The following is a 14422-nucleotide window of genomic DNA, read 5'->3' as shown; positions in this document are numbered from 1 at the left end:
CAAGGATTGGGGTGGTGGGGCTGCACGCTGCTCTGGTTTCGTGCGAAGGGGACGCTGTCCGCTACCGACCCAAGGCTGCCATCTAGAGATAAGCACCAGATACGTTCCTGGGCTGTCGGACGCTCGAACTGGCTGTTTGCCGGTTCGTTGCGGGGTGGCCGGAGAGCAGCGGCAATCATGAGTCTGATCTCCCCCTTTGCCCTAGTAGTTCAGACGATCGTACAGTTCGGCCTTCCTGAACGACGGCAGGTAGATGGAGCCATAGGTCTCCAAGGCGTCCACTCGATAAGGGATGAAGTCTTTCAATAGCTGCTCTTTCACGCTATGCACCCACCTGATTCCATCAGAGATCGCGTCGTCGGAGTAGATCCTGTCGGCATCGATATTTCGAGTTCCTAGCACTTCCTTCCGCAGAGCAAGGAGGCGGTCTATCGGCTCGGGATGAGTCTTGGGCGCGCCCATAGAAGGATTGATGTAGTCAGAGACGGCGTACAGCAACTCGAGACCAAGGAAGAACCACGTCGACGCGTTAAGTCGACCGGCAAGTTCTTCTTCATCGAGCTTGGCATGTAGAAGCGCGCCTACATCAGCTTCGAACTCTTGATGCTGTCTCGGCGTGTAGTAGCGAGCAGAACTGTGGGCGGGTGTCGGAAAAACCCCGAGCGGCGCCTGCTGCACCGAGTTCGCGTTCAGATGTCCGAGCAGTAGATGTGCATACTCATGCCCGACAACGAACTGCAACTGATCTTCAACGAGTGTGGCCATGCGACCATGAACTTCTTCTGGAAGCTGACCTCGCGGGTCAAGGTCAAAGTCTAATGCCTCTGTGAGGAACATCACTCTTAGCGAGATCATCAGGGCTGCCATGCAGTCGTCCATGGGAATATCATCCCGCGCAAGCAAGAAGACATTCATGTAGTAGAGATAGATTTTCAGGGCCTCCGAAACCACGATGAAATCGCCGTGAGGCGAGCGAATACATGCGCCATTTGGCTCACGAAGAAAGGCCATTCCGGCTGGAACGCCTTCGCACGCAGCGCGCATCTCTTCTGGCAACGCATTCAGATACCGCTCGAACGCAGCCGTCTCAAAGTGCGATGAAAGTGACCAACCCTTCGGCTGACGCGTCCGCCGCTCAAGGAAAACTCGCTTCAAGCGTGGACTGTCGGCAATGGCATCTGCTCTGAGTACGAGTAGGTGATCTGCGGCACTTGACGGCATTTCAATACGCCTGATTTCTTCTATCGTACAAATCGGATAGTGAAACGTCAGTTCGGGCTTGATTCCAGCAACCTCCTTGCGTGCAAAGCTTGATTGCAAGTGGATTGCAAAGTTCTCGCCAAAGTATGAGCGGCGCCGAATAGCCGATGGGTCAGGATGACTTAAGAGTTGCTTCTTGAACTCGGCGCACAGGCCGTCGTAGCGCTCCGGGTCTTGTTTGCGTCGAATGATCTCGACGCTCACAACATCATGCTCGGGGTTCAAACCAAACTCAGTTTGGATGACTCGGTCGATTTGGTCTATCGAGGGTTCTTGCATCTTGCTCATATGTTGAGACCCGTATGCTAGCGGACTGTAGAATTTTTGTGGGAATGCATTCGTCTTGAAGATGATAGAACCTATCAACTGACGTTAAAGGACTTCGTGTATCTAAACAAGCGTTTTGATCAGGCGGGCATTCAGGGAAGATATATTGACCAGCTGCTCGACCTCATTCGCCCCGATAAATTTTCCGGAGCCGTTGCCAGCGGTATGTTGGCCAGGCTTCCACAGGCTGCTCATGGCCGGCAAGCGACCGCTCGCCGGCCGGGATGCATCAAACCTCTGTTTGTTCAGCCATCTCAAGAGCATCGTCGACCTCGATGCCCAGGTAGCGAACTGTGCTTTCCAGCTTCGTATGCCCGAGCAGCAACTGTACAGCCCGAAGATTCTTCGTCCGACGGTAGATCAGCGAGGCTTTTGTACGGCGCATAGTGTGGGTTCCATATGCGGTATCGTCGAGGCCAATCGATGCGACCCAGCGATGCACAATCCGGGCGTACTGCCGCGTCGACAGATGCGGCGACGTATGCAAACGGCTCGGAAACAGAAAATCTGCCGCCTTTAGCCCTCGCGTCTCGATCCATGCTTCAACGCTCTCACGGGTTTGCTCCGTGATCTCGAATTGCACCGGACGCTGGGTCTTTTGTTGCATGACGGTGGCTCTCGCGGCCACGTGGCTTCCGTGACGGATGTCCTGCACCTGCAATCGCGTGAGATCGCACGCTCGAAGCTTGCTATCGATTGCGAGATTGAACAGTGCGAGTTCCCGGACGTTCGACGCCATCTGCAGTCTCGTTCGGATTGCCCAAATTTCTCCTAGCTTTAGAGGTGGCTTCTGCCCGGTGAGTTTGCCCTTGTTCCACGGCACACGACGGCCAACGGTGACATTCGCGGATTCCATGACACTCTCCTTTCGCGTAAAGGGAGATTCAGTGTGCCGCTACGGAGGGGCGCTATTGACCCTGAAGAGACATACCTCGACAAGATCTCGTCAACACAAGCTGCCAGTCTTTCGTAGCTCGGCCCCGAGACGTTTGAAGCTACTATGCCAAAACAATCAGCACCCGTACTGGATGCTTTAAACCAGCTCAGCGTTTCCTCCGTTCATGGCTAGATTATTTCCAACACTCGATCACACGGAATTTCGCAGCCAAGGCGAATTCACCCTCTTTCAGGAACTGGCGGAACTCGACGATGGGTTCACCGTCATTCACTCACTTCCTTGGCTGCGAGGCAGGACCAAGCGGGTGTACTCGCAAGAGGTGCAGAAGTACCTGCAGGTCTCCTTGGAAAAGAAGCACCTGTCCGGAGAAGTGGACTTCGTAATCCTGCATGCGGAACTGGGTATGCTTTGCATCGAGACGAAGTCGGGTCTGTACAAGCCTTCGGGTGTTCGATTCATTCACGAACGTGACGGATACGAAATCGATCCCCTGACTCAGGTCAAGGACAACACTTTCGTCCTCGCCGAGATGCTGCAGTCGTGGCAGATGAAGTGTCCGGTCGGCTACGCAGTACACTTTCCGGACTTCGATATCGAGAGCTCACAGATCGCCAGCGCGTACGTGCCGCTCGGCCGGCCGCTCCCCGACGGCATCCTGATCCTACAGAAGCATCGTCGGGACATACCTTCGCGCATCGTGCAACTGATGGCGCACTGGAAGACCGCACTGAACTATGGCAGCCAGAACAACTTCAGTCGTGAAATCGATCAATTCCTCGACGCCGTCTGGCCGCGGGAAGCGCGGGAGGGACATCTCGGACGCAAGATCGTTGCTGACGGCGAGTTGTGGCTTCGATTAGACGACAAGCAAGCGAATCAAGTGACCTTGTGCCTCGACTCCGATCGGAGGCTGATCGCGGGTTTCTCGGGCAGCGGCAAGACGCTCATTGCGCGCTCCCTTGCCGAGCAGTTCGCGTCTCAGGACCTCAAGGTACTCTTCCTTCTGAAGAACCGTCAGATCACGCAGAAGGTGGCCGCTCAATTGAACCATCTCGACCAGGCGGTCACAGTTCAGACCTTCCATTCCTACTGTGAGTCCCTGGGCACACGGAACAGGGACAGCAGCTCTGGCGAGACCAACTATGACGAGCATTATCTTGCCCTGCGTGGGAAGGTAGATCGCCAGTACGCGGTGCTGATCGTCGATGAAGCCCAGGCGCTCAACGAGGCGGATCATTTGGCGCTGCACGACCATTTTTCGAATGCGCGCAAGTTCGTCTTTGCTGATGAGCTCCAGGTGCTTCCCGGTATCGAGAAGGGCAGCTTCTATCGATTCCTAGAGGACACCTACGGAGAGCGATTCTTCTATCTGGCGACGGTCTACCGGAATCCCGGAGGCATTACTCAGGCGATGGTGGACATGCGACCGCCACGGCATGAGGTGAACTGCCCTCGTCCGATCGCCAAGGAGGACTTGTCCAGAGGCATCAGTTGGGATGTTTCCAAGAGGATCCAGACCTTGACGGCGGAGCTCTCGAAGGCCGGTGTCATGAGGCAGGACATGATCGTGCTCAGTCAGTTCTCCTCGTCACTTGAGGGGATTGATGTCTCACAATCCACAATCTCGGCGTATCGCGGCATGGAGAAGCCCGTCGTCATCGTCGTGGCGGGTATCGACATGGATGACACCACATTGGCTTGCGCTCTCGGGCGGGCAACCACGCGCGCTTACATTGTCGTGCCCATCGAACTGATCACATGCCTGAGCCGCGTGAAGTCGGATTTCCTGCGCAAGGGCTTGGAGACCATCGATCTCGCATCGCTGCTCGAACAGGATGAACGTGATCCGGAACCACGAATCATCACCAACAGGGTGAAGAAATACGCAGGCTTAGTCGGAAGACACGAGATTTTCGGTGAAGGATTCTCCTATGCAAGTCGATGGAGGCGATGGGTCTATGAAGGTGGAGCTAGATGGAGCAACCGTGGAGTTCAGCTCTGGGGCTGGTGGCTCTCACTAACGACAAGCCTTCCCATCTCCGGGATCGACCCTGAGCGTAACGAGCCGACCGGATGCTATCTCCACCACTGCGTCGAATGCAACACCATGACACCGCATATGGCGTTTCGTACATGTTTGACTTGCCTGGCCGTACCATTGGACGAATCCAGGGCCACTGAGATCGTCCTGCAGGCGGCCGAATTTTGCATCGCGCGGTCAGGAACGTGGGGGCAATCTCTGATTAAAGTGGCGGCATTGGTCGGTGATTTCCAATTTCCTCGCTCTAATGACGCTGTGCATGGGCAGACTGAAATACCTGTCCTGTTCCTCGCCACTACGATCGTCGAGTTTCGGATGCGCCAAGGGGCGACAGTTGCCACCAAATCCCAGATTGAGCAGTGGCTGCGAGAGATGTTGGTGGCCAGCGATTTAGATGGATCAATCGAGAGCCTTGCGGGCCGCACGATCAGTAGTCTCTGCGCCCAGAAGCTACTGCTGAGAATTGGCACTGGCCAATACCGCCTAACGGATCTTCAATAGCCTCGAAAGCGGGACTCCTTGAGTCCCGACCTGTTTGTTCATATTGTGCGGTATCAAGCCTTCGACAGGTCCGCGTCCGTCAACAGCAGTTGCCAGATCCCTTCGCCCATAGCGGCGAAAAAACCGTGTTGAGTAAGACCGGCGAGGCCACTGCGATGGTGCAGATTTCGGTTCGAATCTTCTGTAGCCATGAGTGTGGCGCGGAAGTGCCAACAAGCAGCCGATGGCGAGTGGCCGTTCTTGGCCGGAAGCCGCCGTGTCCCGAGTCATGACGCATCCCAGATTACCTCGAGCCGCAGCTTGGTTTCCTCGCTCAGGGAAAAATTTGACGCTATGTGATCTATTTTCGGAAAATTCCTAGTTAGATGAACCATCGGTTCCATTCGTCAATGATCCAAATACGGGTAGGTCATTGATTTCTACAGGATAGCGATGCTGCCTTGGGTGAACTTCGACACGGTGAATGGGCCGTCGCATCGCTGCACCAATCTCTGCAATATTCCCGTGCGCTAGCCGAACGTGGGAAAGATCCGAGAATCGAGATCGGCGGTACGGGGCACCGTGCTATTCAGCGGATTAAACCGGTCGATAAACCGGAATGAAGTCCGTTTGAAAAATTCATCAAATTAACCTATATCGTTGATTTTAAAGGAGAAATAAAACTGCAAACCGGCATTTAATCCGGTATCATACCGGGATGGATACCACGAGCATGGGCCCTATGGTCCCCGACGAGTCATCGCGACTCCTCGATGATGACATCTTGCCGCTTATCGCCGAAGCCAACTTACTCGCGGGCCAGATTCGTCCACTTCTCCGGGACTCGATCGGTGATCTCATTCGCTCGATGAATTGCTATTACTCCAATTTGATTGAGGGTCACGACACTCATCCGCGCGACATTGACCGGGCTCTGGCCAACGACTTTTCTACCGAACCCAAGAAGCGTGATCTTCAGAAGGAGGCCGTTGCGCATATCTACGTCCAGCGGCTCATTGATACCGGGCGCGATCCCGATGCCTGGCCAGCATCCGCGGCATATGCGTCTTGGCTCCATGAAGCATTTTGCTCGCGACTGCCTCCCGAAATGCTGTTCGTTACTGACGAAAAAACTGGGGCGCGCCTGGAAATCGTTCCCGGCGAATGGCGCAAGCGAGACGTGCAGGTCGGACGGCACGTCCCGCCGCCACATGAAGATCTACCCCGATTTATGGCGCGTTTCGACGCGGCGTACGGATCGCCGCCGCTGAGCAAATCCCGACAGCTTCAGACCGTTGGAGCCGTCCATCATCGCCTGCTTTGGATACATCCCTTTCTTGACGGCAATGGCCGTGTCGCACGGCTGATGTCTCATGCCTTATTCAGACGCCTCGGGGTGGGCACCAGCCTTTGGTCAGTTGCCCGAGGCTTGGCGCGAGATGAAGGGCGGTACAAGTCTTTGCTAGCGCAGGCCGATAGACCGCGCGAAGGCGATCTCGACGGTCGCGGCAATCTGACGCAACGTGGGCTGATCGAGTTTTGCAAATTCTTCCTAGATTGCTCAGTAGATCAGATCCGCTTCATGAGTGGCCTGCTCGAACCGGCGACGCTGCTCACGCGCGTGGAAATCCACATCGAAGAGGAGGTGCGGGCGAAGCGCCTGCTCCCTGGCAGCTTTGCAGTTTTGCGCGAAGCTGTGATAAGTGGCGAGGTTGAACGCTCAAAAATTCCTTCGCTCACAGGCTACGGGGAGAGAGGCGCGCGTAATGTCACGGCCAAGCTGGTCGAGAGGGGGATGCTCACGGCAGCGACTCACCGCGCGCCCCTGCGTCTGGCCTTTCCCTCCGACGTCGCTGACCGGTGGTTCCCCAATCTCTACCCTGCAAACGCTGGATCCCGGACATGACGGATAAGAGCGTTGAACTCATCCGGCGGTTTTCGCCGATGTCGTCTCACTTGAAGGAGTGGGACTATTTGATGCCGGCCCCAGGCCGGTCTAAGCGATGGAACGAAATCGCGGACGAGTTCCGCGTCCTGATAATTGCGGATCCTGGAGCTGGCAAGACATTCGAAGCTCAGACTCGTGCGCGTCGGATCAAGGAGCGTGGCGACTACGCCTTCTTCATCCGGATCGAAAAAATCGACGCGACGTTCGATCAGTCGTTCGAAGTGGGGACTGCAGCCGAGTTCAACGACTGGCTCGCCTCAACGAAAGAAGCTTGGTTCTTCCTTGATTCGGTCGACGAAGCTCAGTTGGAAACGCCGCGCGCGCTAGAGAATGCTGTGCGTATTTTCGGAGCCAAGATCTATGCCGGCTTGGATCGCGCGCGCATCTTCATCACTAGCCGAGAGGACGCTTGGCGCGCGCTGCCTGATCAGACGTTGGTCGAGCAGAACCTCCCCTATGGCGAGCCGGCTCCCGACGAGGAAGACGACCGTACAGTCCGTGATACCGATCCTACGCTTAAGATGTATCGGCTCGCCGGTCTTTCCGAAGACGAGATCTCGCTCTTTGCGGGTCATTATGGCGTGAGCGACGTCAACGATTTCGTCGATGCGGTGAAGCGGGCTAACCTGCTGGCCCTCGCCGAGCGTCCCTTCGACCTAATAGGGTTGATTGAGGTGTGGGTTGCGGATCATCGGCTAGGGAGTCGCTTCGAAGTGCTGCAGCGAATGATCGCCTTGCAGATCAAACCGCGGTCGGCCGGAATTATCCCGCCTCGCCATAACGCTGCCAAGATGCGGGATGGGGCGTGCTTACTGGCTGGTGCCGTAACGATGACCGGCAAAACCGTCATCGGTTTACCCACCGGGCCCCATTCTGCCGATCGTATCGATCCGCGAACCTTACTGACGGGCTGGTCTGACGTCGAGATCGATACGCTCCTTCGGACCGGCTTGTTCGATGACATCGTTTATAACGGTGTCCGGTTTCGCCACCGGGAGATCCGCGAGCTGCTCAGTGCAGAATGGGCAAACGCTCTCATGAATCAGCCAGGGGCACGGGTGCGAGTCGAGAATCTATTCTTTCGCGAAAGTTATGGTGAGGAAGTCATCGTACCGAGAACACGCCCCATCCTGGCCTGGCTAATCTTGTTTGACGAAGCGATGCGAGACAAAGCTCTTACCTTGGCCCCGGAAATCGCGAGTGAAGGCGGCGACCCGTCTCGCCTGCCCTTGACGGTTCGCCAAGCCATGCTTCGCGATATCGTCGATCGCATTGCCAACGAAAGAGGAGGTTAAGGCTCATGGACAACAGTGCGATCGAACGCATCGCCGCTCCCGACCTGGCGCCCGACGCATTGGAGCTACTCGAAAAATATCGAGACAATGACGACGTTATCTTTTTTCTCGGGCGGCTTGTCTGGCAAGGCGAGATGACGAGCTGCGCGCCGGCACTTAAGCAAATCGCCGCGGACCCATCGCGTGGTAAATACGCGCGCATTGCCGCAATCCGAGGTGTCATGGCGGTAGGCGACAAAGCATTGAAGGATGAGCTCTTGACGATGATCGCCGAGGATTCCAATCCCTTGGATCGCGCCGTGATCTCCGAGATGGTCGATTGGGCCGCACCGACTGCGGTTGGTGTGGCGTTGGTGCTGCAAACTCTCGCCCACGCGGCGCCGTACAAGCGGTTCGGAGTGACCGGTCTGAGCGATTCCCTTCACCGGTTCGTCGACAAGCTACCGGTGATGGCAGACGCAGCTGAAGATCAACCGCTTGGACGCTTGGTTGAGGGTCTACATACCTTCTTCAGCCAGGAGCCTTTTGTGGAGCGTGGCATTGTCCACGTCTCGAAAGAATCCGCGTGGCTCATGCCGGTCGCACTGCACGCCGTAGATCGCTTGGTGGCCGCACGGTCCGCGCAAGCGCTCACGCCTGCGGCGCTTGCGGTGCTAAGTAGTTTTCCGGTCTTACGATATTGGCATAGCGGCGATTTCGACAACTATGAGAACGGGCTAGACAAAAACGTCCCTCGCTGGCCGGAACTTAATGATCTCCTTTACTGGACGTCGATCGCGGCATGCCGCGCGCAAAAGGCCGCGCAAGGTGAGACCTTGACTGACGATTGGCCGATTTCCCATCTCGGTCAATTCTGGCGATTTGGCTCGGAGGATTTCGAGCGTTGTCTCGACTGGATCACTACTAAAGAAGGGGACGACCGAGCCGTAGCGCTGTCGCGATGTGTCCAAATCTGTTTGGATAACGATAGACCATCGGCTTGGCTCGCGGCGCTGCGCACAGCCGTCGCAGACGACGTGGCGCTTGCCGAGATGCTGGAAGCGCGCCTTGATTCCAAACCATCGCCGGCGATGATTGAGAGGGCCGCGCAACAGCGGCGGTGGAAACTCAAGAGCGACATGCGTGAACGCAAGCAAAAGAAGGATCGCGGCGACTGGGTGCGCGCGCTCATGGCTAATCCTGATCGGGTGTTGCATCCTGCAGGAGTCGAGCCTGGGCAATTCAGCAACGATCAGTACCAGCTGCTCCTCACTGCTAGGAGCGATGGTGCGAACACGAGCCGCGATGACGGGGCGAATTGGAGAGCACTGATCCTCGAGTTTGGAGAGCCTGTGGCGCGCGCTTATCGCGATGCCGCGATCTCGCATTGGCGTATCTATTGCCCGACCTTGCGATCGGAGGGCGGCGATATCGGCTCGACGCCCTACTCGCTGATCTTTGCAATGAGCGGCCTTGCAATCGAGGCCACCGAAGACAGCGCCTTTGCTCACCGCCTGACCGAGAAAGAAGCGCGTCACGCTTTTCGCTACGTCACGTGGGAGGTAAACGGCTTTCCCGCGTGGTTTGAGGCGCTCTATCGTGCCTTTCCGAAAGCGGGATTCGAGGCCGTGGCAACTGAGCTCATCTGGGAACTCAACAATAGCAATGGCGAGCAGCCGCTGCACTATATCCTCCATGACATCCTCTATCACGCACCATGGCTGCACAGTGACGTCGCGCCTTTGATTCTGGATTGGCTGGGATCGCATGATGTGCTCAATGCCGTTGCGCTGGGCTACTGCTTGAGCATCGTGGCCGGCGGCAGTGTTGAGGCCGAATCCCTCGCGGATCTAGCGGCAAGGAAAGCTTCCGATGCTAAGTTGGCTGAGCAACGGCCCCGCTGGTTCTCGCTCGGGGTCGATACCAATCCGGCGGCGGCAGTTCCTGCCCTGGAAACTTGTCTTGAAGCACTAACTTCAACCGAGGCGTCAACGTTTGCTCAACTTTTCATTGTCGCTCTGCAGGGGGATCGTCACGGCGCGGGCACGCGTGTGGGCGCATATCGCAACGCTCGCGATCTGAAACGGCTCTACGTTCTGATGCATCGCCACATTCGCACCGAGGAGGACATCAACCGGGTCGGAAGTGGTGTCTATTCGCCGACGCTGCGGGACAACGCGCAGGACGCTCGGGACGCGTTGTTCAACATGCTCGTCGAGGTACCGGATTCAGAGGCGTACGCGGCGATCAAAGAGCTTGCCGACGAACATCCGAACCTCGACTATCGCCGATGGATGGCGAAGCGAGCGCAAGCACGCGCTACCCAGGATGCCGACGAACCGCTTTGGACGGTCGAGCAGATGCGTGATTTCTCAAACAAGATCGAGGACTGACAAGTTTGGGTAGGCTGGCGCGACCGTGGAAAACAAAATTCTTATTGGGATTAACTTACCATCGACATGCTTTGTAGGTCGGCTAAGCATTCCATGTTTGAGCACGGTGTACCAAGGACGTCGCAAACTGCCTTCGCTGGTCGTTCTTCGGCAACGAGGATGCGCGTGCAATCCACCTTCGGCGATGCATGACGTCGGCACCTTTCACACGATCTAGTTTCCCATCATCTCTTGTCCAGCAATTGCTGCAGCTCATACAGCATTGCCAACCTTTCTTGCGCCGACCGGCGGCGCATCCTCTTAGGCCCGGTTAACACTTAAATCACTTCTTGCCCCGTGTTAGTTAAGGCACAGCCATATACGTATCCAGTGTTTTAGGTGACGGTTTCCGGTTAGTCAGGGAGGGCATTGCAGCACCGACGATACGCTGGCTCATTGCTGTTGTCGAAGTGCAGGAGAGGTGGAATTATGTTCACGTAACTGGAACTGCCTTGGCCGTGTCCGCTGATCGGCAGGTCAATAGCCGGTTGCGGCTCCTAGCCGATGTCCGGTTCCGACCCATTGCTGCCGTTCGTGATTTGCCTGCAGACGTCTGCTGTGCCGCGACTACAGCAATCGACGATTTGCAGCCGACTTCACGCTATTTGACATAAACCAGTCGCCGGCGCACGTCGCCGACTGACGGCTTCGAAGACTGGTGTCGAGGGGTGCTGCGTTGGCGGCCCGCAGCTGCCGCCCCTAAACCACGGCATGTGGGCGGCTGGTGGAGCAAGGTACATTCATAGTTAGCTGCTCAGCTCAGTGTCTTCGAGCATCGGACGTACCGTAAGCAGATTCAGCCTCTCCCTTCGCACGGTCGCCTACCGAAAATCTGTAGGATGATGGATTTCTGACTACTACTTCCCAGCCTAAGATGAATACAACTTCATTAGTCCACCGGCTCGCGATCTACCTTGCAGCATACAAACACTATCTAGACTTCAAGACTCAAGCAGGGCTACTTGACGCTGCAGTTTTGGGCGAAGCGGTAGCGCTGGATCTCGCACGGATCACGTGGGGGTACACCGACCTGGAAAACCTGAATCTGAAGCACAACTTTCCCGCAGTCGATCTGGGCACCAAGAGCGGCGACTGCGCCATTCAGGTGACGGTCACGTCGAGTTCTACCAAGATTGTCGAGACGCAAGAGAAATTCTTCGAACACGGCATCATGAATACGTACGCTAAGTTGATCTTCGTCATTTTGGGGGAGAAACAGGCCAGCTACGACAGCCAGCGGATCGTTCGATCCCAAGGCGAATTCAAATTCGATCCCGAAAAGGACATCTACGATCTCAATGACTTGTACAACATTGTGGCCAAAAGCGGAGATGCGGCAAAGATCGAGCAGTTCGCTGATCGGATCGAGCAGGAGCTTTCGGACAAGATACGACCATTCTTGGCCGGCGTAGATAAGCCAGGTCAGAACCTACGCCGCCTTTTCGAGGCTCACGACGTTTCGATCGCCAACGCCGTCGAGCCGCTGAAGAAGTTCGGGATCACTCGCAGCATCTTTTCCAACAACACAAGCCTCTCTGAAGCAGCCGACTTGCACGTTGTGTCCTACATTGCTGATCAGTTCAGCGTCGCCAGCGACTGGATCGACGGATCTTACGGCCACATATACAACGGGCGGCCGGGCTCGGTTCCGCAGGACTGGCGTAGGTCTCTTGAGAAGTCGTATCAAGTCATACGGGAAGCAATCAGCAATTCAGAGGAGCTGATTCTTCTCATCCCCAGTGAAGTAGGTCTCAATTCTCTAGACCGCGTGAAAGACGTCGCTGACGTGAAGTCAGCGGACTACCAACACTTCTTCCTCGCTGCGCGAAAGACGAACGACTTCGGGGAGCACCGGTATCGCATGGCGATCAGCGAGCCACTGAGCTACAAGGGCACAAGGGACGGAATATTCTTAATCTTCCTCGCCGCGGAGATCCATGAAGCAATAACGCAAAAGACCATCTACATCAATGTCGTTGGTGTGCCAAGGGATGAACTATTGAGCTGCTACTCAGGTGATCGTTTTCTGGTCGACCTGGTACGGCACGCACCCACGCTGGGGAACCAACGAGACTTTCTCCAGGCCGCGAACAATGGGTTCATGACTCGAAGCATTGTTTCGCCGAGCACGGTCGGGGTCTTGCAGCAGATGCTGACAGACTACGCTTCGAGACATCAGCTACCGGCGAACGCTGTCGTGCATCAGTAGCCGACATGATCGTGTATCGGTAGCCGAGATGAAACAGAACAAGTATCAACAAGGAAAGCAGCGCTTCGTACCGGCGTGTTAACCGCCATCTTTGTTCTGCTTCAAAACGAAACGCCCCTCCGCTACGCTGCGCCGAACGACTGCATCTGGCCGGAAGCGGCCACTGACCGCAGGATCCTCCGGGCCTTCCACACAAGACAGCTTTCTTCTCTTACCGCTCCCAACCTGGAGCGGAGTGCCTCGAGACGTCTGTCGCCCTTGCCTAATGCCCTTTAGCAAAAGCCCCGAATCTGCGGGCTTGGCCTGTCGCGCCAATTTAATCGCGCTTAACGCGAAGTTCGCCTTTCTCCAACCCGCAGTCCGTTCATCTGCACAGAAGAAAAGATGTTGCCCACGCAATAGCAGACGTTGCCCGCCAAAGCCAACAGGCGAACTTCATCAAAAATCGCGAACGTTATTCGCCGCCCCTCATACTCCCTCCATCCAAAATTCCCCTTGCGGAAAATCAATGTTCTGTAGGACACTTTGTGTCATTGGGGCAAATAAAGCCCGTCCAAGGGGAATGACATGAAGGTGCTTGGCAAGTTCGCCGCGCTGGCGACGATGTGTGTGACGGCGGGAATGGCCGTCTGGGCGGGTGGGGCGCATGCGGCGTATCCCGATCGGCCGATCCGGCTGGTGGTGCCGTTTGGTGCGGGCGGGATCACGGATATCGTGGCGCGGCAGGTGGGCAAGGGGATGGGTGATGCCTTGGGGCAAAGCGTCGTCATTGAAAACCGGCCCGGGGCTGGCGGGGTGATTGCCGCGCAGTTGGCGGCTGGTGCGCCGGCCGACGGCTACACCGTCTTCATGGGCACCGTGGGCACGCAGATCGTGAATCCGCTGATCTACAGCAAGCTGAGCTACGACGCCGGCAAGTTCGTGCCGGTGGGCATGGTGTCTGGGTCGCCTTTCGTGCTGGCTACGCGCGCCGGGTTGCCGGCTGCGGACTTTGCTGCGTTTGTGGCTTACGCGCGTGCGAATCCCGGGCGGTTGAATTTCGGGTCGGCGGGCAATGCCAGTTCACCGCATCTGGGGCTGGAATTGTTGAAGCTGACGGCCGGCGTGGATATTGTGCATGTGCCGTTCAAGAGCGGCAGCGAAGCAGTCAACGCGGCCATCGGCGAACAGGTGGATGTGGTGATGGACGCCAGCCCGATCATCATGCCGCACGTGGCCTCGGGCAAATTGCGCGCGTTGGCGGTGGCGGCGGACAAGCGGCTGGCGTCGGCGGGCGCCGTGCCCGCCAGCGCGGAAGTGGGCGATGCGGCCTTGCAGATCAGTTCGTGGAACGCCTTGCTGGCGCCCGCCGGCACGCCGCCCGAGGTGGTGGCCGCCCTGAACGCCGCGTTGCAAAAGACGCTGGCGTCGGCGGAATTGAAGGATCGATTGGCGGCGCAGGGCACGCAGTTGTACACGGGGTCGGCAGAGGAATATCGGCGCTTTATCGCGGCCGAGAATGCCAAGTGGGCCGACATCGTCAAGCGCGCCAACATCAAGATGGATTGACCGGC

The 14422-nt window shown here is 56.8% G+C and carries 8 protein-coding genes; 6 read left to right on the top strand and 2 right to left on the bottom strand.

All coding sequences use genetic code 11. The annotated features are described in order from the left end of the window. Window positions 1–201: 201 nt before the first annotated feature. On the bottom strand, window positions 202–1548 hold the full coding sequence (locus DVB37_RS28415) for a hypothetical protein (protein ID WP_162941248.1): 1347 nt from the start codon (window positions 1546–1548) through the stop codon (window positions 202–204). 268 nt (window positions 1549–1816) lie between these two features. Then, the gene (locus tag DVB37_RS19445; RefSeq protein ID WP_120156497.1) at window positions 1817–2443 is read right to left on the bottom strand and encodes a tyrosine-type recombinase/integrase; all 627 of its coding nucleotides are present in this window, start codon (window positions 2441–2443) and stop codon (window positions 1817–1819) included. 205 nt (window positions 2444–2648) lie between these two features. Here DVB37_RS19445 and DVB37_RS19440 point away from each other — a divergent pair, with 205 nt between their 5' ends. The 6 genes from DVB37_RS19440 to DVB37_RS19415 all read left to right on the top strand — a co-directional run bounded on the left by DVB37_RS19440 (window position 2649) and on the right by DVB37_RS19415 (window position 14417). Then, window positions 2649–5027 carry an AAA family ATPase gene (locus DVB37_RS19440; RefSeq protein WP_120156496.1) on the top strand — a complete coding sequence of 793 codons (2379 nt, stop codon included), beginning with the start codon at window positions 2649–2651 and terminating at the stop codon, window positions 5025–5027. A 721-nt stretch (window positions 5028–5748) separates the two neighbouring features. After that, window positions 5749–6912: a Fic family protein gene (locus tag DVB37_RS19435; protein WP_120157580.1), complete on the top strand. Its 1164-nt coding sequence runs from the start codon at window positions 5749–5751 to the stop codon at window positions 6910–6912. Beyond that, window positions 6909–8249, top strand: coding sequence for a hypothetical protein (locus tag DVB37_RS19430; RefSeq protein ID WP_120156495.1), 1341 nt, complete (start codon window positions 6909–6911; stop codon window positions 8247–8249). The genes DVB37_RS19435 and DVB37_RS19430 overlap by 4 nt, the downstream gene beginning before the upstream one ends. Before the next feature lie 5 nt (window positions 8250–8254). Beyond that, the gene (locus tag DVB37_RS19425) at window positions 8255–10621 is read left to right on the top strand and encodes a hypothetical protein (RefSeq protein ID WP_120156494.1); all 2367 of its coding nucleotides are present in this window, start codon (window positions 8255–8257) and stop codon (window positions 10619–10621) included. 913 nt (window positions 10622–11534) lie between these two features. After that, entirely contained in the window at window positions 11535–12869 is a 1335-nt protein-coding gene (locus tag DVB37_RS19420) for an SMEK domain-containing protein (RefSeq protein ID WP_120156493.1), read from the top strand. A gap of 567 nt (window positions 12870–13436) precedes the next feature. Next, entirely contained in the window at window positions 13437–14417 is a 981-nt protein-coding gene (locus DVB37_RS19415; RefSeq protein WP_120156492.1) for a tripartite tricarboxylate transporter substrate binding protein, read from the top strand. Window positions 14418–14422 lie beyond the last annotated feature (5 nt).

Source organism: Achromobacter sp. B7, assembly GCF_003600685.1.
Classification (GTDB): Bacteria; Pseudomonadota; Gammaproteobacteria; order Burkholderiales; family Burkholderiaceae_B; genus Achromobacter; species Achromobacter spanius_B.
This window is presented reverse-complemented; position numbering and strand designations above follow the sequence as displayed.

Bases quoted from the DNA above. Each gene is read 5' to 3' on its own strand.
- DVB37_RS28415 (WP_162941248.1), bottom strand. From the start codon at position 1,548: ATGAGCAAGATGCAAGAACCCTCGATAGACCAAATCGACCGAGTCATC.
- DVB37_RS19445 (WP_120156497.1), bottom strand. From the start codon at position 2,443: ATGGAATCCGCGAATGTCACCGTTGGCCGTCGTGTGCCGTGGAACAAG.
- DVB37_RS19440 (WP_120156496.1), top strand. From the start codon at position 2,649: ATGGCTAGATTATTTCCAACACTCGATCACACGGAATTTCGCAGCCAA.
- DVB37_RS19435 (WP_120157580.1), top strand. From the start codon at position 5,749: ATGGTCCCCGACGAGTCATCGCGACTCCTCGATGATGACATCTTGCCG.
- DVB37_RS19430 (WP_120156495.1), top strand. From the start codon at position 6,909: ATGACGGATAAGAGCGTTGAACTCATCCGGCGGTTTTCGCCGATGTCG.
- DVB37_RS19425 (WP_120156494.1), top strand. From the start codon at position 8,255: ATGGACAACAGTGCGATCGAACGCATCGCCGCTCCCGACCTGGCGCCC.
- DVB37_RS19420 (WP_120156493.1), top strand. From the start codon at position 11,535: ATGAATACAACTTCATTAGTCCACCGGCTCGCGATCTACCTTGCAGCA.
- DVB37_RS19415 (WP_120156492.1), top strand. From the start codon at position 13,437: ATGAAGGTGCTTGGCAAGTTCGCCGCGCTGGCGACGATGTGTGTGACG.